Genomic DNA, 20,666 nt, shown 5'->3' on the forward strand with positions numbered 1-20,666 from the left:
AATATATTTGAAAGAATGTTCGAATAAGGTATGAAATTGTTAACACAACCATTATTACAACAGACTTGAACCACTTCTTTCATCCATTAATTTCTTGTTAAACCTGATTTTTATAAGTGTTCATTGTTTTACAAATGTCAATGATTGCCCATTCACCCAGATAAAATACAAATCCGGTTCAAGTTTTGAAACATCAAGAGAAAATGAAGAATAGTTATTTGCAATTTCTTTTTCAATAACCAATCTTCCAAGAACGTCTCTCACTTCAATATTATTTTTTGAACTATTTCCTTTAAACCAAATCGTCAGATAATTTTTTGTCGGGTTAGGAGAGATGAAAAAATCTTTTTCGCGAAGTTCTGAATTGGTGATGCCGCTAATTACTGGAGAATCATCTGGGTTCACGATGTTTGCTGCAGTATAATACACAAGCACCGCGGTTTCATTTGAAGGAGCAGAGTTTCCCCAGCCCGGAACATTAATTACCGGAAGATCGTTGCCGATCGCGTTTCCAAGAGTGTCGGCAGTCTGACGTCCAACAGCGACAATACCATTCGCTGTTTTAAACAAACCAAAAATATCTGTGTTCGATCCTCCTTGTTGTGTAAGTGTGTCCCATTGACCGACTACAAGAGAACTGTAGTAAGGGAGAGTCAGATCGGCATTGTAGACACGCACGAAACTATTCCAGCAACTTTGTCCGCCAAAATCCGGTTTCACCATTTTCTGGTAAGCATTTGCTGTTGTGATTGTTCTTCTGCCAACTGCACCGATACAAACCCAACCTGCGGCTGTTACTTTCATGTTGTTCTTCGCGAGCCGGGTTGTGTTTACATCCGGCCAACCGGTATTCGGATCAGGCCAACCGTCGAGATTTGGATCCGGATGAGGAGTTCCAAGACCACCTGTTCCTTCCGCATATTCTGCTACATAGGTGCAATGCAAAAGTGTTCCATCAAGAAGCTTTAGTTTTCCTAACCAGCTTTCGTGAATGTTTCCGTTGGTTCCGGTGAACTGATTCCTGAAGCCATAAGCGGAAGGATTCGCGCTGACAGTATTTCCTTCCCAGAAATTTTCTACGTTGTTTCCATGTGTTCTTCCTCCAACTACCAAAGTTCCGGCATCAGCAGGTTGAGAATAATCGATAGCGAGCGCGTCAACATACTGATCGGGAATAGAAACCATCGTATCTCCTGTCGGAGTGATTTCGTGATACAACCTGCTCCACCATTTTAGTGTTCCTGAAGAATCCATAGCGATGACAGCAGGTTCAAAATCAGGACTGCCACCCGGTGCAACGCTTTTCATATTCATACCAATGTAAACATCATTGGTTCTTTTATCAATCGCGATGTTTGATCCACCATAAACCGGACAACAGGCAGCCGCGGAGTATCCTGTGTAACCGGGACTGTTCGCAGTAGGATTGGCAGGATCACAGGGGCCATCAAAAAGAATATCGACGGGCCACTTTCCTTTTTTTAACCCGCCATTTCCGTCGGGGAACATTTGATCATATTCATTTTGTGTCCAGGAACGTAAGTCGCATCGTCCCCAGATTTTCAAAACAATACCACTGTAAGAAACAGAATCGAGACCACCATTTGGATAAGAAGAAGCGGGTGTGCCTTTCCATTCTCCGCCATGAATGAGCCAATGAGTTCTCCAGTTGTTTACAATTCTCCTGTTACCATTGTTGTCGAGACTGTATATCGCTGCCCAGTCGTATGCATGAGCTTGTCCGGATATATAAAAGACATGTCCGTCATTGGTGACATCCCAGGGCTGGTAATCTTTTGGTCCGGTTTCAGCCCAGACATTTCTTGCCCAGACCAAATCTGTTGGAATTCCATTTACAAAATTGTTGTTGAGTTTTGCCAGGTAATATCCTCCGTCATTCGCGTAGGTGTCGCTGGTATTCCCGCTAATGTAAAGATCTCCGGTAGGCACACCGGGAGGAGTATTGGTCTTGATAAAGCGGACATCTTCCACGGCACCTTGTGGAAATTTTACGACATGCAAAATTGATTGCAAATCGGAAGAGATCTGTAAAATGTAACCATAGCGATTAGATCCAAGTCCGTTGTGAATGCCGTGCACTCCGAGAGTTGTCTGCGGAACAGAAGGATTGATCCAGGACAGATCATCCGAATAGCCGCAAACGAGAAATGTCCCGTCGGAAATTTGCATGACGTCATAGAAGTTGTCTTTGCCACTGTTTCCTGCATAGGTTACAATATTGTTCTGTGCCAAGGTGTTCAGACCATTTACTAAAAAAAATAGTAAAATGAAGAAGATTGATTTCATTCCCGGATTGCAAATCATCGTTGAATTATTTGATAATGAACGAAAATACCGATTTTTTCTTCTTAGAAAAATGGAATTGGGTGAATTTGATAAAATTAATAAGCCCGAGTGTACCCTGCTTTGGAAGGAACATTCATTTTGGGAGTTTATTGTTTTCAAACACAGCAGAAAAGCACTTTTCTTTATAATTTACGGGTTTCCGGTGTGATTTTTAAGGAAAAAGAAGATTTGAGTTTTATTTCTATATTTGAACCAGAATAAATTTATTCGTGAAACGGGTTTTACAATTTTTACTTATTTCAGGTATCCTGCTGCAATCGTTCAGCAGTCTTTTTGTTATTGCAGGATACGAACTGAACAAAGAGTATATCACGAAAACATACTGTGTAAATAAAACAAAGCCGATGTTGCATTGTAACGGTATGTGTCATCTTCAGAAAGAACTAAAAGCCCAGGAAAAGAAGGAGCAATCCCAAAATTCTTCTTCGAAGGAGAGGCAGGAATCTGTTCAATTTTTTCAAGTGTCTGAAATTTTTGCTTTTGTAAATCAATCCGCTTCAGATCATCAGTTCTCTGAATATATTCTTTTATCCCTTCCGGAAATATCTTTTTCTGTTTTTCACCCTCCGATTTCCTGAGGTTTTTCACCCTCCTCAAAATTTCCGGAATTTCGTTACCGCTGTTCTGAACAATCGGGCAATTCATTAATGATTCAGCTCCGAGAATTTTAAAAGCAAAGTGTATTGCTTTATTTTCAGCAGAGACGAATTCTGAAGCTTTCATTTATTTAAAAAAACTTCACATGAAGTCGAAGTGTTATTTAATAATGCTACTGACTTTCATTGAACCACTGATTTTTAAATGTCAGGGACAGGACAATAGTCCTGCTGGTGTAATGATTAGTCATAGCCATCCCAAAGGTGGATGGATGCTTTCCTATTCATTTATGCAAATGAAGATGAAGGGTAATCTGAGTGCATCCACAAAAATTCCGGATGAGAAAATTTTTGTGGATTACCTCATGGCTCCTCAATCCATGCGAATGGATATGCACATGATTATGTTGATGTATGGATTGACAGGGCGACTTAGCCTGATGGCTATGGGAACTTACACAAATTCTACTATGGACATGAACATGTTGTCGGGTGTGATGCACATGCATGGCGGGTCAATGGAAATGTCTGCCAATTCAACAAATATGAGCATGTCTTCTTCCGGTTTCAGTGATACGAAACTATGGTCGATTTACAAATTGTTCAATGGTGAATCCTCTTCGCTGGTGGCCAGTTTGGGAGTAAGCATTCCCACCGGTTCAATTTCCGTGGATGGAGGAAATGATCCGATGTTTGCCGGGCAGCGGCTTCCCTACATGATGCAATTGGGAAGTGGGACAGTCGATTTTATGCCGGGATTAACTTATCTGAAGAAGAGTAAAAAAATAACCTGGAGTGTTCAGGCATTGTCAATCCTGCGCACGATGGATAATCAGTATGGATATCATTATGGTAATGAACTGAATTTAAATGCATGGGCGTCATACCAGATTCGTCCTGTCCTAAGTGCGTCTTTACGCGCAGAAGGTTTTGGTTGCGGATCTGTAAGCGGTAGTGATAAAAAAATTTATTACGCGATGGAACCGGATGCAGATCCCCGGAATTATGGCGGGACAAAGTTGAATGTGCATGCGGGGCTGAATTTTTATCTGGACAAAGGTGTCTTTAAAGAAACGAAAATTGGAGTCGAATTCGGTGCGCCATTATTCCAGAATGTAAATGGAATACAATTGGCAACTTCGTATTTATGGAGTGCAGGAGTTACCAAATCATTCTGAAAAAATCAAACTAAAATAAAATAGAACTATTAACTCTAAATTCAAATGAAAAAAACAAACGCAATCAAATTTCTCGCAGGATGTTCATTCCTGTTACTTGTTGTATTCAGTTCCTGCAAAAAAGACAAGGACGAAGATCCGACTCCGGTTTCAACAACAGGTTCTCTCATGTTTCATTTGCACACCATGGCTGATACCAATGAAGTGGAAGCTTATGGAGATACATTGATCATGTCAGACGGAAGACAAATTACTGTAGGTACTTCGCAGTTGTACATTTCAAACATCAAATTGATTAAAACCGATGGTACGGTGGTTGACGGACCTTCCGCGACAATTATCATGAAACAAGGTGTAGAAGAGTATGATCTGGGCAGTGCTCCGGTTGGAAATTACAAGGCAGTTCGTTTTGATGTTGGCCTGAGTGATGCAAGCAATGCATCTACGCCGGCATCTTCAGATGCGGTATTATACCAGCCATCCATGTGGTTTGGTGCCTCTGCTCAGCCGGATGGTTTTGTATTTATAAATTTCGAAGGGACAATTGATACAACTGCCGCGGCGACAGGCACTGATCTGATTCCTTTCTCCTATAAAATCGGGACCGTTTCAAACCGTGTAACCATCACCATGCCGGATGAAAATTATTCTATTTCACCGGATCAACAATCTGCAATACACATGTCTGTTGATTACGCTAAATTGTTCACCGGAATTCAGTTGAGTGGTGCTGGGAATTTAAGCATCACTACTCCTGCTCAGAATTCAAGTGCTCTTGCAACTCAAATCAAAGCAAACATTTCAGATTTATTTGAATACGAATAAGCTTCCTTCTGAATGAAAAAATACAGGTATCGAAAAGTAATAACGGCGATTATCATCATCATCGTCGGGATTACTTTTCATGCCTGTAAATATGATACGTTGGAAAATGAACCTTGTCAATTAAAAATTCCGGAGAAGGTTTCATTCCATACGGATATTCTTCCGGTGCTTCGGGGAAATTGCAGCACTGCTGGTTGCCATTCAGGAGGAAATCCAACTGGCCACCTGAATCTGGAAGATTCTCTTGCATATGGAGAACTTAGTCATGCCGGGAGCGGTTACATCAATACAGGTAATCCAACTCATAGTTTATTCTATAGCCAGTTGATTTCTGTATCACAACCAATGCCGCCGAATGGAAAACTGGATGATTGTACGATTGAAATGATTTTACGATGGATTCAACAGGGAGCGTTGAATAATTAGCATGTTGAAGCAGCTCATTTCTATATTTCTGATTTTTTGTTTAGTGCTGAACTCCTGCATTCAGCTGGTTATTTTCGGAGAATTTATTTCCCGAAGAGCATACATCACCGAAAAATATTGTATCAATAAAAATAAGCCCTCCATGCATTGCATGGGGATGTGTCATCTAAAAAAGATATTTAAGGAACAGGAAAAAAAGCAACAAGATCCGGGTTCACAGGGAAAGGAGTGGCAGGACTGCATTGGACTACCCAATAAATTTCCGGCAGACTTTTTTTTATTGCCTTCTGAAAGATTTATTAGAGAACCATTTTATTTGAATAAGATAAACTCCGGTTATATTTTTTCAGTTTTTCATCCACCTTCATTTGGGTGAATTGTTTCATTTAACATATCGAAAATATTTAAGTTGTGATTTGACTTAAGTGATACATTAATCTGAAAATAAAATCAAAAATGAAAAACACCTACATTGCTATTATTGCATTATTTATTACAAGTTCAATGTCGCTTGCACAAATTCCTAATGCAGGCTTTGAAAACTGGACATCAATGGGAAGTTACAATATCCCGGATTCCTGGTCCTGTTTGAATACAATGACATCGCCATTGTCTGTTTACACCTGTTCACGCGGTACACCAGGGCATCCCGGTGCATCTTACCTTAAGTTAGATAGCAAGACCGTTTCAGGAATGGGAGTTGTACCCGGAATTGCTGTGTGTGGAACCATTGATGAAATGACAATGCAGGCAACCGGCGGCTTTCCGTTTAATCAGCGTCCTGCCAGTCTGGACGGAAGCTGGCAACACATGGTGATGGGTATGGGCAGCAGCCAGGGTTATGTCGATATAGTTCTGACAAGGTGGGACAATATGATGCAAATGCGTATGCCGGTCGCTTCAGCGCATGAAGTACTCACAGGGATGGCAATGAGCTGGGAGACGTTTTCAATTCCTCTTAATTATGTAGATTTTAATTTCCCGGATAGCTGCATTATTACACTTTCAGCCAGCGGGAACAATCCGATGAACAATGATTTCTTGTATGTGGATGATCTGAGTTTCGTTGGATCTGTAAGTGGAATAAGGGAAATTTCAGCAGGGGGTTTTATACGCCTATATCCAAATCCAGTCAAATCAATAGTGAAAATTGAGATTTCTGAAATAAATGTGAGGAATACACATATCTGTGTTTACGACGCCCTGGGAGAAATTGTGAAAGAGGCGGAAGGATCCGGTGATGATTTGAATTCCGGGATAGATGTTTCATCCTTAGCGGAGGGACTTTACTTTCTGAACCTTGTTGCGGATGGAAAATCTTATGGTGCAAGGTTTCTTGTTCAATAGATCAGTTATATTCTGAAAAGAATCCGGCAGTGACCGAAAATTATAGCAATTGTTTCACAACAAGATGAAATATGCTGTATTATTTACGGATGGCTTTCGGTTCATCTGGATCTTATGAACACATGAAAAACTTGAGGCGAATAAAACGATTATTCCTCTTATTGTTCACAATTGTTTGTTGTGCATCCTGCGAACATCATTCGCAAAATGCAACAAATAATGAAGGAGGACAGGATCGTAAAAACAGTAAAAGAAATTTTCGTCTGATTTCGGATACTGATGTCGTTTGTGGATATCCTGTTGACGATTATTGTTGTGATACAGCAGTTTATCGAGATGGGATATATGGATTTTGTTGTCATGGCTGCAAGCATGAATTTGAACTGCATCCGATAAAATACACGAGAAAATTGAATTAAGGGCACCTCTAAAAACCTATTTTGGGTGATGTGCGCTGAGATTTTTTTGCAATATGAGGCGTGAGGAAGGATGATACTGAAACTAAGTATCAGACTGACGAACAACGAAGTATTGCAAAAAAAGATCAAGCATTGAAAGTTCTTGATTGAAACCTGGAATATATTAACAGCAGCAGAAAGAGGTTTTTAGAGGTGCCCTTTATATTTTGCGGTTCGGGGTTAAGGCGGGGGAAAGGTTCTCCCGCCTTTTTTGGCAGAGACTTACAAAAAGAAATAGCGCTGTATGCCGATCATATAGACAGGGTAAAAACGGGCATAAGATTTCTTAATCATAGGAACACCCACGGAAAAATCGATTCGCATGTTCGAATTTAGAATAGCCTGAATAGAGGGGTGAAATTCCACGTAATGTCCCGCCTGCAACAGTTCTGTCCGTGGCTGAATATCAACATCATTTTGTGTAACCTTTGCTGCCTGATATGACTTGCCCAAAAATTCCAGATATACATTGATATTTGTTTCCGAATATCTGCTGTATTTGGAAGGATAAACAAGGTAGCCAAATGACAAATTATATTTAATTGCCCTGCCATAATTTAAAATGGTATGTAATTCACCACCGAAAAAATCGGGAGTTGTTTCAGAATATTTCCCCGGTAGTATGAGTCCGGAAGTTAATGAGACTGCTAAGTGTTTTTTCAGATAAGTGGCAATGAGTCCCATGCCGCATCCTTTTGTGTCGTCGAGAAGATTCGGTTCAGTTTCATCGTGCGCAGCGGAGATGAAGGAACATTCGGCAAATCCTGCCATTCGGAAATGGGTGTTTTGTCCGTCATTTGTGAGGAAACGAAACTTCCCATATAGATAAACTCCATTGAAACGGTATGGATATTTTAAGCCACGCGGAAAGGTGCCTGTTTGATAGTTGGTATTTCCGGAAGCTGTATGCGTGTGTGTGATAAGACTGGCGGGAAGATATTTTGAGTGGTGATTGGAAAGAGTACCTGTAGCCATGAGCGAAAGTCGTGGCGTCAGCCCATACATTAAACGTAAGGCACCTAAATTTCTTTGCTCACCATATTCATTGTATGAATCTCCAAATATTCTGACTCCCAAAACCTTTTTAGGAATGCTGCTCGCAGGTTCATTGTGGGGGAATAATTCCTGAGCAGTGGCTCCAAAGGAACAGAGAATTATCAGGAAGCAAATAGCTCTCATTTGAGTGTAACGTAATACACCTTTTGATTTTTATTGGAACAGGTGTTGATCAGGGACGGCCTGATTTTATTGAATTCACTTTTCGGTAAGAATTCCTGACCCAGAAATATGATTTCCTTTTCTCCGTTCAGCGTTTGATTCGTGCTGTTGACAAATTGCAGATTGTATTTATTGTTTTGAAGACAGAATCCGGTGTTGATAGTGATTTTATTGAATTCATAAAATGCAGAAAGATAGCGTACCGAAAATCCGGCATCTGTAACCGCTTTGGTGATTTTTGAAAAATCAATATCCGAGCCCGGAGTAAATGTCAATTTGCCCTCTGTGTGTTCCAGGTTCATGTCTACATCTTTGATGAAGGATAATTTACGCAAACTCATTTCAACCGTTCGGCTACATGCTGAGCAGGTAAGTCCATTCACTCCGAGCATTGCAGTTTTCACCTGTGCCTCAGATTGTTTCCAAGCGAAACAGAAAATAAAAAAAACGATTGCTGTTGATAGAATATGTATTCGATTCTTCATTATTGATAGCCTGATTTTTATAATGGACTGAAGAGCAAAATCAGCCCGTTGAATTATACGGAAGATTACACGATAAAGTTAATAAAAAACATAATTTTCTTACTGAAACGAACGATTCTTGAATCCTATTGTATAACTTTGAATGTAAACATTCGTCAATGGAATTATTGAAAATAACCCTGAGTGCTACCCTTGTTATTTCTTTTTTAAGCATTTTCAGTTGCAGAAAGGAGGGTTGTGAGGCAGGAACCGGAGGTGAAGTTACGCTGAAGATTATGCCGGAACATCATGGTGTACCTATTTACAATAGTCAAAATTATCGTGACACAGTGTATGTTAAATTCAATGCGACAGATTTTCCGGGGCCCGACCGATCAAATTTTGATTTGATCATGTGGGGTAATGCCAATGAAAATTTTGTAAAGGTATCGGGATTAAAATGTGGTCAGTATTATATAATGGTATCTGGTTTTGATACAAGTGCTCAATGGAATATTCGGGTGGTTGGCGGAATACCTTTGAATTTTTCAGAATCCTCCGGGGAAAAATTGGTGACAGTGCCGGTAACAGAATAATCGAAAAAAAATAGAAAAATTGGAGAATTGATCTCAAATCTTCATTTGGCGGATATTTCCTCATCAATCAAAATTGCCTGATAAAGTAACTCCTTAATTTTTCTCGATTTTATATCATTTATCGAATAAAAGGTAATGGTCGCGATTTCTTTTCTGCCTTCTTTTTCAAGTATGGATTCTTCATCAACAATCATCTGTCCTTTGCAAAATCCAAGTACAACACCTGCTTTTGGACCCGGTTTGACTGAAGCCGGCCAGATATAACAAACTCTTGAATGAATAAAAAAGTAGGGAACCTGGTAAGAGATTTTTTCCCTGAATTGAGGTGATGTGCTGAGAATAATCTCACGAAGCAGGTCGACCATTTCTCTTTCTTCAGAAGTAATGCATTCGTAAAATTCTTCGAGTGTTTTCATTTATGAACAAAGTTAAAAAATGCCTGTTGAATTTTGAAATTGGTCAAATACAAGCCGGCATTTCTTGTAAATTTGGTTTTGGTGCGTTTCTGGCTGGTTTCTGATTTGAACCTTATTCATTACCTTTGTTCTGTCGGTTCCTTACCGGAGAACACTCTTTCCACTGCGGGAAATCATATACATTCCTTGATTTATATCAAATGAAATTAACCAGGTTAATTCTTGTAGTCGCATTTCTATTGTCTTTCGGACAAGGATTCGCGCAGAAATTCTTTTCGAAAGAAGCACCTCGCCCTTTGTCATATTTGGAAATGCAAAGACAATTCGAAGCATGGAAAAATCGTGTGGATCTGAAATCTGAAAAGAACTGGAAATATTACAAACGCTGGGAAATGGATATGCAAATGCATACAGATGCCAGTGGTAAGCCCGGCGATCCGGCTGTGTATATCGATGCGATTACAAAAGCCGCTGCTGAGAAGGACAGAGACGGAAGTTCACGGCTGATGTCGTCCGGCTGGACGCCTTCCGGCCCGAATGCAGTACCGAATAACCTCACGGGTTATATGGAGAATGGAATTGGAAGAATCAATTGTATCGCTTTTCATCCGAATGATCCTGCTACCTATTTCATTGGTGTTGCTCAGGGTGGAGTCTGGAAAACGACTAATAACGGACAATCCTGGACACCGATTACAGAAAACTTACCGATCCTTCGCATCAGTGATATTTCTATTGATCCGAATAATCCGGATGTGATGTATATTTCTGTTTGTGATTTTGAATACATCGGATTTGGATTAAATCTGAATGGAAGAAAACGAAATACGCATTATGGTCTTGGCGTTTACAAAACAAGTGACGGTGGTCTGAATTGGCAACCGACGGGATTGAGTTTCCAACTCACCAATGGTGATGCATCATTAATTCGAAAAGTACTGGTAAGTCCGGGAAACAGTAATAATCTTGTTGCATGTGGAGCAAGTGGAATGTACACCAGTACTGATGCAGGAGCGAGCTGGACACAAAGAATGGATTCATTGTTTTGGGATCTTGTGCAGGATCCAGCAAACCCTGATATTTTGTATGCCGCAACAGGATGGGTTTACAATGCTGACGACGGATCAGCCGGAATCTATAAATCAACAGATTTTGGTAACACTTGGACTTTGTTGAATACAAATATTCCTCCCACCGGAGTGGTGCAAAGAGTGAAACTTGCTGTCGCGCCGTCTGATCCGAACAGGATTTATGCGGTAACCGTAAATCTCGATTTTGGTTTGGATGGAATTTATATTTCAAATGACGCAGGAAATTCATGGCAATACAATAATCCGGGTGTGAATATTCTTGAAGGAGGAGATGGTATGGGAACCGGCGGGCAGGGGAATTATGATCTTGGATTGGTTGTGGATGCTTCTGATAAAGATCTGGTGTACGTTGGGGGAGTCAATATTTGGGGGTCTTCTGACGGAGCACTGACTTTTAATCCCGTTAGTCACTGGACACTCAGCTATGGGCCAACTTTGCATGGTGATATTCATTTCATGCAGCAACAACCCATGACAGGGAACATGTTTGTTTGCAATGATGGCGGGTTGTACAGGACGCCATATATGTACATCCATAACTGGAATGACGCGAACAATGGAATTCCGTGGCCAACAGTATGGACCAATCTCAGCAGTGGTATGCAGGTGACTTCATTTTACCGCTTGTCGAGTTCCAGAAATCTGACCGGCCGATTAATGGCAGGAGCTCAGGATAATGGTTCATTTTATTTTGATGGTGCTACCTGGAGTACAATTTTCGGGGGGTGATGGAATGGATAATTATCTGGATCCAATCGATGATAATTCCATTATTGGTTCAAGTCAGTATGGAAATTTTAATCAGAGTTTTGATGGAGGATTTTCCGGGAATGGAATTTTTGCAAACATTAATAATGAAAACGGCGAATGGACAACGCCCATTGTTGCTGACTATAATAATCATGGTACATTTTACATAGGATATTCCAATGTGAGTAAAAGTACAGACAATGGTATGAGTTGGTCCATGATTTCTTCTTTTCCGGTTCCGGGAATTTCAGATAATGAAATTACTGCAATTGCATTAAGTAATTCCGATCCGAATGTATTGTATGTTGCAAAGAGAGTTCGATATGAATATTCAATTCCGGGATCCGTGTATATGACCAGCGACGGAGGGCAGAACTGGAATGATATTACTGCCGGTGTGCCGGACTCATTGTATTATACGAGTATGGATGTACACTCATCAGATCCGATGATTGCCTATATCAGCATGGCCGGATTTAGTGTCGGAAATAAAGTGTTCAGGACCACAGACGGAGGAATGAGCTGGCAAAATATTTCATTTAACCTTCCCAATCTTCCTGTCAATTGCATAAAAAATATTCCCGGTACAAATATGCTTCTTGCCGGTACAGATATTGGGGTTTATCTGCTTGACAGTGCATCCTCTAATTGGAGTTTGTATGGAACAGGTTTGCCAAATGTGATTGTGACAGATATTGAATTTAATGAGGTATTGAATAAAATTTATGTCAGCACTTTTGGCAGAGGAATTTGGGAAACGGATCTTGGTACCTTGCTGCATGTCTCTGCTGGCAACGAAGCAAAGTTTAAAGCTGACTTGTATCCTTCTGTAAACAATGGAACTTTCACTATCCATTTTTCATCACCTCATAATTCAAATGGAAAGATACGTTTGGAAGTTATTGATATCACGGGAAGATTGGTTTCATGTTCTACTCTTTCCGGAAATAATGATTCAATCCAAAAGCTTGATGTGAAACCCGGAAAATATTTTGCCCGGCTTACTTGTGAACAAGGTGTTCTTGTCAAAAACTTTATTGTCGAATGAAAATTTCGGATTGATCCTGTGAATAAATCAAACGTGTAGTGTGAACGATCTGATTTATTTGCGGAAATGTTCTTCCGGAGAATATGCCTTATTTGGATTAATTCTTAATAGAGCATAGTTCAATTTCCTTTTTTTTCTGAATTCCCGGTGAAGAATCCCGGTTCCGGATAAATCATACAATCTTTTTTCAAGCTTACCGTTATTCTCATATAGGTTGATTTAACAGGGTTTGCATCAACCTTTGATTCTTCCTCAAATGTGAATAATTAACGACTCAAGATCAACTTTATACTGATACAATCTTTACTTTTATTCTCTTATCAGTTTTTAAACACAAAAACAGAAAACCAATGAAAACCCGCTTAATTGCAATCCTTACCATGTTTGTGGCTGTAGTAATTCTTGTTGCTGCATGCAAAAAAGATGAGAATGCTCAATCCAATTCAAATAACAATGTGCAATTGGATTCGAAAGTTTCTCAGTTCAATTCAGACGCGAACAATTACAAATCTGAATCGGATCAGGTCGACAACGACATCAACAATTCCTTAAGCAGCATTCCTGCGTTTGGACGTGTTGCACAAGGTGCCGCGGTACTTTCAAGCCCATTGTGTGGAGTTGTGATTGACTCATCACAGATCGCGAACAAGATTTTGTTCTACAATTTCGATGGACAAACGCCTTGTTTTTCCCCTTCACGAACTCGTTCCGGTCAGATTAAAGTGCAGTTAACTTCAGGTGCACATTGGAGCGATCCGGGATCTGTATTGACACTCACCTATATTAATTTTAAAGTTACCAGATTAAGTGATAATAAGTCCATCATGTTTAATGGAGTAAAAACACTCACGAACATTAATGGAAATGACTGGATAGGATTTCTCCTGAGTACCACGACACTTAAATATCAGGAAAGAGCACTCAATATCGCAGTGACTTTTGATAACAACCTAAGCGCGACCTGGAACGTAGCACGGACTACAGAATGGAATTATGTACAGGCCACAACCAATCCGGATATTCCTTATGCACACATCGTCTTCACTGCGCAGGGTGATACCAGTCTGAATGGACTCGCCAACATCGACAGCTGGGGTGTAAACAGATTTGGTGAAAATTTCACTACTAATTATACCAGTCCGGTTATATCAAATACGTACTGTGGCTTGTGGAGATTTAATTCAGGGGAATTGGTACACAGATTAAACAACGCTTCCTTCACACTGACTTTAGGTCTGGATCAGAATGGTAATCCGACTCCTTATGCCTGTGCATATGGTTACAAAGTAGCATGGACCATTAATGGAAATTCCAATAGTGTAATTCTTAGTTATTGATTTCTTCGAGAATCCGTTGTTCATTAAAAGCTTCAATTAAATAGTCAAAATAAAATTACAGGTGCATAGCCTGTTTTCTGCGAGGGCGCATTGGGATCTATCCTGGTGCGCCCTTTTTTATTTTACAGAACGATCTTCACCAAAATCTTACAGTCGGTTATATATTTTTCTGCAAGGCTTTGCCTATTTTTTATCATTTCATCTTTAAAATAGATTATCTTTTAGAATGTGGTGAATTCCGAATCAATTTGGGGGAGTAAGCAAAAATAATCTTCCAATTCCACAAAGATCGGGACCAACTACAGCTGCAGAACTTGAATTGATATGAAATTTCGCTTAAATCTTACGTGCATTTTATTCACAGGACTCATTTTGATTCTTGCGAATATGTCTTTGCAGGCAGCGACGTATTATTCAAGACAGAATGGATTGTCAAATGCAAGTTCTTCCTGGAGTACAGCAGGTTTAGGGGGAGCTGCCGCAGCATCCGCGCCAAATGGTCTGGATGATGTGGTGATCGGGAATGGTTACACCATAACCACATCAGGCTTATTCAGTGTAAATTCAATTGTTGTGCAATCTGGCGGAATTATGACTGTCAACAGCTCTTTCCGTGTTATTGGATTGCTTGGGTCATCCACTTCAAGCAATGCCGGAACGATAAGCGGTACCGGAACATTTAACCTGAATCCTTTATTCGGGGGTACTTTTGCAAATACCGGAACATTAGCGGTAGGGACTTACTCTACATTCAATTGCACAATGACCAATTCAGGAACCATGAGTGTGACTTCCATGACACTAATTTTATCATCCTTCACCAATACAGGTACAGTCAACAACACCGGTAATCTTGTGCTTACGAATTTACTTGGAGGAAGTACCTGGAACAATAACAACGGTTCCACCTTGAATATTTCAGGAAACATTTCTTATTCAGGAAGTGGAAATACATTCAATGCTTCAGCGTCTGCAAACACGGTAAATTTCTGTGCATCCGGAACACAAAATATATTTTCTACAACCTATCATCACCTTAGTGTATCAGGTAGCGGAACTAAAACCTTGTCGGGTAATGTAACCGTGAATTCAAATTTAACTGTATCCGGTTCGGCAACGCTGGCATGCAGTACTTACCAAATTACCGGAAACGGCAGCGGTATTTTGAGTCTTTCTTCAGGAACAACATTGTCACTGGGAAATGCCGGTAGTGCCACGAATGTTTCATTTCCTACTTCGTATACCAGCGCCAATATATCCTTGAATAGCAGCAGCACTGTGATTTATCAATCTACCGGAGCTCAAACAGTTTCTTCAACGCCCACAAGCTATGGACATCTGACTATCCAGGGAGGTGGTACAAAAACTCTTGCGGGAAGTATAGTCGTGAATGGGGATCTCACCATCGCCGGTTCTGCAGGTCTGGATGTAAGTGCATCAAACTACTCAATCACGGCGAACCAGGATTGGACAGTTACTTCTTCCAAAACTCCTCCTTTCACTGCACGTTCAGGTACCGTGACTTTTTCGGGTTTAGGCTATTCGGATATTAATAGTTCTGGCACTGAGACTTTTTATAATCTTGTGATTAATAATCCCGGTGGAGTTTCTATTTCAGGCGGGACTCAGCAGGTTTCTTCTGTTCTCACCTTGACGAATGGTATAGTCAATCAAATGGCTACCCTCGAAATTCTTGCTGGTGCTAGTGTGAGTGGAGCGAGTGACGCATCCTATGTAGACGGAATGGTTACGAAAACAGGAAATACTGCTTTCAGCTTTCCTGTTGGTGGATCAGGAGTGTATTCACCTCTTGTCATTTCTGCTCCATCTGTCGTAACAGATAAATTTTCTGTTGGATACTATTACCAGGATCCGAACATTGCATTTGATGTGACTCAAAAGGACGCAACAATCACAAACATTAGCAGGTGTGAATATTGGAGCATGAGCAGGACAGCCGGTTCATCTTCTGTTACTGTGACTCCCGGATGGACCGCGAACAGTTGTAATATCACATCACCAACCGATATGCGAATTGCAAGGTGGGATGTTACGGAATCGAAGTGGAAGGACCACGGTAACGGAGGAGTTACCGGAACAATTTCAGCCGGGACAATCGTATCCGCAGCGGCACTTTCGTCATTCGGGCCGATAACACTCGCGAATGTGAATTCAACTACATTGCCTGTCCACTTGCTTAGTTTTAACTGCAAAATTTTGGAGTCGAACCAGGTCCAGCTTGGTTGGGCAACCGCGACAGAGATCAATAATGATTATTTCTCTATTGAGCGATCAGAAGATGGAATACATTTTAAGGTTGTTGCTGTGGTTCCGGGTTCAGGGAATAGTCAGCAGGTGAGAAGGTATGCTTTCACCGATATTCATCCGATTGCAGGAACAACTTATTATCGACTCCGACAAACCGATTACGATGGAAAATCGGTCTGCTCCGATTTATGTTGGACGGAACCATATTCGAATCATGAAAATGAAATCAGCATGTTTCCAAATCCTGCAAGCAATGAACTTTTTATACGGAACAAACAATATACGTCAGCACAGGTACTCGTGAGGGATCAGTATGGAAAAGAAGTTTTGCAAACAGAACTCAGGCACGGAGTTGACACACGTCTGGATTTGTCTGATTTCAGCGCGGGAATCTATTACATGCGTTTCATCTCCGATGAAGGAGATTCATTCGACAAGCGACTCAGTATTGAAAAATAAAATTGATCAGGTACGGGATCAATTGGCATCAGGAATCCTTTTCAAGGTTTCCAAAAGGAAACTCCAGAATTTCTGTACGGAACTGATTTGCACTTTTTCATCGGGAGAATGAGCGCCGTGAATGTTCGGCCCGAAGGAAATCATTTCTGTTTCCGGATAATTAGCTCCGATGATCCCGCATTCCAGTCCGGCATGACAGGCGTTCACGAGTGCCGATTCTTTGTAGCGCTCTGTATAAAGGTTACTCATTAATTTCACAATGCCTGCATCAGGAGCCGGAGCCCAGCCCGGATAAGAGCCGGCGAAGCTTACCTTAGCACCCATCAGCTCAAAGCCTGATTGAATGGATTGCGCAAGATCCATTTTCTCGGTATCAACAGCACTCCTTGTAAGACATTGAATCGTATATGTTCCGTCTTTGATTAAGATCCGCGCCAGGTTATTGGAAGTTTGAACCAGATCTTTAATATCCGGACTCATTCTGTAAATTCCGTTTGGACAAGCATACACTGCTCTTAAAAATTTATTCTGGAAATCAGCATCCATTGCTTTCACAGGTGCATCGATGAGCTGAATGTCAATGATCAGGTTTGGATCAGTGGTGTGATTTTCTTTTTTCAATATCTGAGCCAATTCTCCAATCAAGGAAGTGAATCCTGCCAACTGATCAGAAGAGATTGCAAGTTCAGCAACCGATTCGCGTGGAATCGCGTTTCTTAAACTACCGCCGTCAACCGAGTTCAACTGAAATGAGAATTTCTGAAGTGCAGATGCGAGGATGCGATTCATGATTTTGTTTGCATTTCCTCTTCCTTTGTGAATGTCCATCCCCGAATGGCCTCCGGTAAGTCCTTTTACCTGGATACGAAGTCCTTTGCTACCGGCATTTACTGCGATTTCTTTATAAGTACCATTTGCAGTCACATCAACACCTCCGGCGCAACCAATCGTGAGTTCACGGTCATCCTCTGTATCAAGGTTGAGCATGATTTTAGCATTGAGCAATCCTCCTTTAAGTCCGAGTGCTCCGGTCATTCCGGTTTCTTCATCGATCGTGAACAGGGCTTCGAGTGGTGGATGCGGAATATCTTTTGAAGCGAGTAAGGTCATGATGGATGCTACTCCGATTCCATTGTCGGCGCCAAGAGTTGTGCCATTGGCTTTAACCCAATCTCCGTCTACTATCATGTCGATTCCCTGTGTATCAAAATCGAATTGTGTTGTAGAGTTTTTTTGATGAACCATGTCGAGATGGCCTTGCAAAGCGATGGTCATCTTTTTTTCCATTCCAGGACTGGCCGGTTTTTTAATAATCACATTGCCGATCCCGTCAACATGAGTAGGCAGACCTAATTTTTCTCCAAAGTTTTTCGCGAATTCGATGACACGTTGTTCTTTTTTAGAAGCACGTGGAATTGCGTTGAGGTCGGCAAAATTATTCCAGAGTGGAGCCGGAGACAGGGCACGAACGTTCGATGACATAGGATGAAGGAGATTAAATTTAGGAGAATAAAGGTAGTGATAATCCTTCCAAAAAAAATCAGGTTTGCCACATCAAGAGACAAACCTGCTAAGGAATTCATTATCTGATGATTCAATAATAATCAGTAGGTCAGGGCTTTTTCCAGATCCGGGTCAATTCCATTTTTGTAATCAGCGAATGTGTGAGGCACGGTAATGTCGGGCAGGATTCCGCCTTTTACTCTGGCATCCATATAAAAATCGTATTTGGAATAGTAGACTTTCAGTTTTGAATGTTTCAACGTGAAATTGACCACTGCTCCGGGGTGGTTAAGATCGCCACCGGTTTCTTCTCCTATCAATGTTGCCTGGAGCTGATTTTTTAATTCAAAGGTGTTCCAGATAGCAGCTGAAAAGGTTTTTCGACTAATCAATACGCTTGATTTTGCAAGCTTGCTAATGCTGTCTCGTGCAAGCACTTTGATGAGTGGATTGAATACGTTTACTCTTCCTCCGGAATTAGCCCGAACATCAATAATGATTCTTTCAGGCTTTTGCTTCTGAATTTCAGCCATTACATTTTCCTGGAATTTTGCGAAAGGTTTGTCCGTAATTTCAAAACAACTTCTGTATTGAATGTACAATGACTTTTTGTCTTCCAGGTACTGATACCAGTAATTTTGCGTATTCCCCATGCGTAACATATGCGCGGCTGGCTTATAGCCTTGCAGTTCGAAACTGTATTCATTTTCTGTTGACACCATTTGCCTGGTGGTATCTGTTTCATTGACAAATGTAATCGGTACGGAATCTTTGTTGTCGATCAAATGCATTCCGTACAGTAATGATGCATTGGAAAGCAAGATTGGTAAGCTGTGTTTAATCCAGCTTGGGTTCAATGCACCAATGAGGCTTTTCATTTTTTTCAAGACTGTATCCATCGGAATATCGTTCATCGCGAGAACTCTTGATCCCAGATGGCGAACATGTTTTATGGAAGCTGCAGTTACAAATGTTCCATCATCAAACAAACTAACAATAATTGGAATGCTTTTCTCTCTAGGGAAATCCAGGGAAGTGTGTGGGTCTAATAGTAGTGCATTGATACGGGTATATCCGACCTGCAATTCGTCAACATTCATTCCGGGTGCTTTTTCCTTAAAAGCCTTTATTGAATCCAGAAACTGTTCCTTTTTTATATAATTAAACGGATGCGCATGATTACGGATTATTTTGTTTGCATAATCATCAATGTCTTTTATCAAAGACTCTTTGGATAAGTCCTGTTTCTTATCTGCAGAAATTAAAAAAAAGGAAAGAAAGACTAGCAGACTTAAATAGCGATATTTCATTGAATGAATAGTTGGTTGAATTATTAAAAGTGTTCAGGATAGAAGAAAGTGTTGGATGTACTTTAGGATTTGGATTCATTACGAAGATAGATTTTCAACACGATTCTGTCAAATTCCGGAGAATTTATCTAAAAGAAATGAATCTCGTGTCCAATTAGCTTTTTGGAAATTCGATTATGAACCGGAAACTCCGCTTATGCAATCCGGACCCGGGAGTATTTTCTTGTTATTCAAAGGAGAATAAGTTACGTTTGATGCTTCTAAATCAATCCAAATGAACAGGAAAATATATTTGATTTCATTATTGTGTCTCTCGGTATTATTGGGGATCAGTTCCTGCAGTCTTAATTGCATTGATGGAGAGGGAGAACTTGTTTCGGATAAACGCCCTGTAGATGGAGCAAACGGTATCTCCGTCGACATCGACGCTGATGTTTCGGTCATCAACGGCAAGAGCAAAGTGATTAATATTGTTGCTCAGCAAAATATTCTTGAAAAAATTAAGACGGAGGTGGATGGTGGTCTTTTAAAGATTACAAGCAAAGGATGTTTTGGAATTCATGAACCCATAAAAGTTGTCGTCACTCTTCCTGATTTGAATCGTCTGGATCTCGCGGGAAGTGGAAGGATCTATATTCCGGATACATTTGTTGTGGACGAAATCAAATTGAGGATTTCCGGTTCCGGAAAAATCGATGGTAAATTTATTGCGGCCAGTATCGAATCGGATGTTGTTGGATCTGGAAGTATAATGCTTGCCGGATCGGCCAATGTTCAGAAAATTGTAATTGCCGGATCGGGTGATATTCTTGCTGATAAAATGCCCTGTAATGAAGCAACCGTAAAAATGGCCGGTAGCGGTAACGCAACAGTATATGCTATAAAAGAGCTTGAAGTAAAAGTTACCGGTAGCGGAACTGTAAGATACCGTGGGAAACCGGACCTTACATCGAAAGTCATCGGTTCCGGAAAGGTCGTAGACGACAACCACTAAAACCGGAACAATATT

Annotated in this window: 18 protein-coding genes; 11 read left to right on the plus strand and 7 right to left on the minus strand. The window is 40.7% G+C overall.

From position 1 onward, the window contains the following. Positions 1-120 precede the first annotated feature (120 nt). Both IPP86_04095 and IPP86_04100 read right to left on the minus strand, forming a co-directional pair. Positions 121-2,307, minus strand: coding sequence for a T9SS type A sorting domain-containing protein (locus IPP86_04095; protein ID MBL0137698.1), 2,187 nt, complete (start codon positions 2,305-2,307; stop codon positions 121-123). Between the two features lie 369 nt (positions 2,308-2,676). Beyond that, on the minus strand, positions 2,677-3,090 hold the full coding sequence (locus IPP86_04100) for a hypothetical protein (GenBank protein ID MBL0137699.1): 414 nt from the start codon (positions 3,088-3,090) through the stop codon (positions 2,677-2,679). Positions 3,091-3,109: 19 nt separating this feature from the next. On the opposite strand from IPP86_04100, the gene IPP86_04105 reads away from it, so the two are divergent. The 5 genes from IPP86_04105 to IPP86_04125 all read left to right on the plus strand — a co-directional run bounded on the left by IPP86_04105 (position 3,110) and on the right by IPP86_04125 (position 7,158). After that, positions 3,110-4,141 carry a transporter gene (locus IPP86_04105; protein ID MBL0137700.1) on the plus strand — a complete coding sequence of 344 codons (1,032 nt, stop codon included), beginning with the start codon at positions 3,110-3,112 and terminating at the stop codon, positions 4,139-4,141. Between the two features lie 45 nt (positions 4,142-4,186). Next, a complete protein-coding gene (locus IPP86_04110; protein ID MBL0137701.1) occupies positions 4,187-4,966 on the plus strand; it encodes a hypothetical protein in 780 nt (259 codons plus the stop codon). A gap of 12 nt (positions 4,967-4,978) precedes the next feature. Beyond that, positions 4,979-5,392, plus strand: coding sequence for a hypothetical protein (locus IPP86_04115; protein ID MBL0137702.1), 414 nt, complete (start codon positions 4,979-4,981; stop codon positions 5,390-5,392). Positions 5,393-5,848: 456 nt separating this feature from the next. After that, complete coding sequence (locus IPP86_04120; GenBank protein ID MBL0137703.1) at positions 5,849-6,739, plus strand: T9SS type A sorting domain-containing protein; 891 nt, start codon at positions 5,849-5,851, stop codon at positions 6,737-6,739. A gap of 122 nt (positions 6,740-6,861) precedes the next feature. Continuing rightward, the gene (locus IPP86_04125) at positions 6,862-7,158 is read left to right on the plus strand and encodes a YHS domain-containing protein (protein ID MBL0137704.1); all 297 of its coding nucleotides are present in this window, start codon (positions 6,862-6,864) and stop codon (positions 7,156-7,158) included. 261 nt (positions 7,159-7,419) lie between these two features. Here IPP86_04125 and IPP86_04130 read toward each other — a convergent pair whose 3' ends face one another. Beyond that, complete coding sequence (locus IPP86_04130) at positions 7,420-8,376, minus strand: hypothetical protein (protein ID MBL0137705.1); 957 nt, start codon at positions 8,374-8,376, stop codon at positions 7,420-7,422. Continuing rightward, positions 8,373-8,819 carry a heavy-metal-associated domain-containing protein gene (locus IPP86_04135; GenBank protein ID MBL0137706.1) on the minus strand — a complete coding sequence of 149 codons (447 nt, stop codon included), beginning with the start codon at positions 8,817-8,819 and terminating at the stop codon, positions 8,373-8,375. The genes IPP86_04130 and IPP86_04135 overlap by 4 nt, the downstream gene beginning before the upstream one ends. 239 nt (positions 8,820-9,058) lie before the next feature. On the opposite strand from IPP86_04135, the gene IPP86_04140 reads away from it, so the two are divergent. Beyond that, positions 9,059-9,475 (plus strand): hypothetical protein, encoded by a 417-nt coding sequence (locus IPP86_04140; GenBank protein MBL0137707.1) that lies wholly within the window; start codon positions 9,059-9,061, stop codon positions 9,473-9,475. 41 nt (positions 9,476-9,516) lie between these two features. On the opposite strand, the gene IPP86_04145 is transcribed toward IPP86_04140, so the two are convergent. After that, on the minus strand, positions 9,517-9,891 hold the full coding sequence (locus tag IPP86_04145; GenBank protein MBL0137708.1) for a DUF1801 domain-containing protein: 375 nt from the start codon (positions 9,889-9,891) through the stop codon (positions 9,517-9,519). Between the two features lie 200 nt (positions 9,892-10,091). On the opposite strand from IPP86_04145, the gene IPP86_04150 reads away from it, so the two are divergent. From IPP86_04150 to IPP86_04165, 4 genes are all read left to right on the plus strand, one after another. Continuing rightward, entirely contained in the window at positions 10,092-11,711 is a 1,620-nt protein-coding gene (locus tag IPP86_04150) for a hypothetical protein (protein MBL0137709.1), read from the plus strand. 4 nt (positions 11,712-11,715) lie between these two features. After that, positions 11,716-12,780: a T9SS type A sorting domain-containing protein gene (locus IPP86_04155; GenBank protein ID MBL0137710.1), complete on the plus strand. Its 1,065-nt coding sequence runs from the start codon at positions 11,716-11,718 to the stop codon at positions 12,778-12,780. A 350-nt stretch (positions 12,781-13,130) separates the two neighbouring features. Next, on the plus strand, positions 13,131-14,117 hold the full coding sequence (locus IPP86_04160; protein ID MBL0137711.1) for a hypothetical protein: 987 nt from the start codon (positions 13,131-13,133) through the stop codon (positions 14,115-14,117). A 324-nt stretch (positions 14,118-14,441) separates the two neighbouring features. Beyond that, complete coding sequence (locus IPP86_04165; protein ID MBL0137712.1) at positions 14,442-16,844, plus strand: T9SS type A sorting domain-containing protein; 2,403 nt, start codon at positions 14,442-14,444, stop codon at positions 16,842-16,844. 18 nt (positions 16,845-16,862) lie between these two features. Here IPP86_04165 and IPP86_04170 read toward each other — a convergent pair whose 3' ends face one another. Together IPP86_04170 and IPP86_04175 are read right to left on the minus strand one after the other, a co-directional pair. After that, complete coding sequence (locus IPP86_04170) at positions 16,863-18,326, minus strand: aminoacyl-histidine dipeptidase (protein MBL0137713.1); 1,464 nt, start codon at positions 18,324-18,326, stop codon at positions 16,863-16,865. 122 nt (positions 18,327-18,448) lie between these two features. Continuing rightward, entirely contained in the window at positions 18,449-19,657 is a 1,209-nt protein-coding gene (locus tag IPP86_04175; GenBank protein MBL0137714.1) for a hypothetical protein, read from the minus strand. A 274-nt stretch (positions 19,658-19,931) separates the two neighbouring features. On the opposite strand from IPP86_04175, the gene IPP86_04180 reads away from it, so the two are divergent. Continuing rightward, positions 19,932-20,651 carry a DUF2807 domain-containing protein gene (locus IPP86_04180; GenBank protein MBL0137715.1) on the plus strand — a complete coding sequence of 240 codons (720 nt, stop codon included), beginning with the start codon at positions 19,932-19,934 and terminating at the stop codon, positions 20,649-20,651. The last annotated feature ends 15 nt before the right edge of the window (positions 20,652-20,666 follow it).

This window comes from Bacteroidota bacterium (assembly GCA_016720935.1).
GTDB lineage: Bacteria > Bacteroidota > Bacteroidia > AKYH767-A > 2013-40CM-41-45 > JADKJP01.

Excerpts from the sequence above, each read along its gene's own strand:
- IPP86_04095 (MBL0137698.1), bottom strand. The coding sequence starts at position 2,307 with ATGAAATCAATCTTCTTCATTTTACTATTTTTTTTAGTAAATGGTCTG.
- IPP86_04100 (MBL0137699.1), bottom strand. The coding sequence starts at position 3,090 with ATGAAAGCTTCAGAATTCGTCTCTGCTGAAAATAAAGCAATACACTTT.
- IPP86_04105 (MBL0137700.1), top strand. The coding sequence starts at position 3,110 with ATGAAGTCGAAGTGTTATTTAATAATGCTACTGACTTTCATTGAACCA.
- IPP86_04110 (MBL0137701.1), top strand. The coding sequence starts at position 4,187 with ATGAAAAAAACAAACGCAATCAAATTTCTCGCAGGATGTTCATTCCTG.
- IPP86_04115 (MBL0137702.1), top strand. The coding sequence starts at position 4,979 with ATGAAAAAATACAGGTATCGAAAAGTAATAACGGCGATTATCATCATC.
- IPP86_04120 (MBL0137703.1), top strand. The coding sequence starts at position 5,849 with ATGAAAAACACCTACATTGCTATTATTGCATTATTTATTACAAGTTCA.
- IPP86_04125 (MBL0137704.1), top strand. The coding sequence starts at position 6,862 with ATGAAAAACTTGAGGCGAATAAAACGATTATTCCTCTTATTGTTCACA.
- IPP86_04130 (MBL0137705.1), bottom strand. The coding sequence starts at position 8,376 with ATGAGAGCTATTTGCTTCCTGATAATTCTCTGTTCCTTTGGAGCCACT.
- IPP86_04140 (MBL0137707.1), top strand. The coding sequence starts at position 9,059 with ATGGAATTATTGAAAATAACCCTGAGTGCTACCCTTGTTATTTCTTTT.
- IPP86_04145 (MBL0137708.1), bottom strand. The coding sequence starts at position 9,891 with ATGAAAACACTCGAAGAATTTTACGAATGCATTACTTCTGAAGAAAGA.
- IPP86_04150 (MBL0137709.1), top strand. The coding sequence starts at position 10,092 with ATGAAATTAACCAGGTTAATTCTTGTAGTCGCATTTCTATTGTCTTTC.
- IPP86_04155 (MBL0137710.1), top strand. The coding sequence starts at position 11,716 with ATGGATAATTATCTGGATCCAATCGATGATAATTCCATTATTGGTTCA.
- IPP86_04160 (MBL0137711.1), top strand. The coding sequence starts at position 13,131 with ATGAAAACCCGCTTAATTGCAATCCTTACCATGTTTGTGGCTGTAGTA.
- IPP86_04165 (MBL0137712.1), top strand. The coding sequence starts at position 14,442 with ATGAAATTTCGCTTAAATCTTACGTGCATTTTATTCACAGGACTCATT.
- IPP86_04170 (MBL0137713.1), bottom strand. The coding sequence starts at position 18,326 with ATGTCATCGAACGTTCGTGCCCTGTCTCCGGCTCCACTCTGGAATAAT.
- IPP86_04175 (MBL0137714.1), bottom strand. The coding sequence starts at position 19,657 with ATGAAATATCGCTATTTAAGTCTGCTAGTCTTTCTTTCCTTTTTTTTA.
- IPP86_04180 (MBL0137715.1), top strand. The coding sequence starts at position 19,932 with ATGAACAGGAAAATATATTTGATTTCATTATTGTGTCTCTCGGTATTA.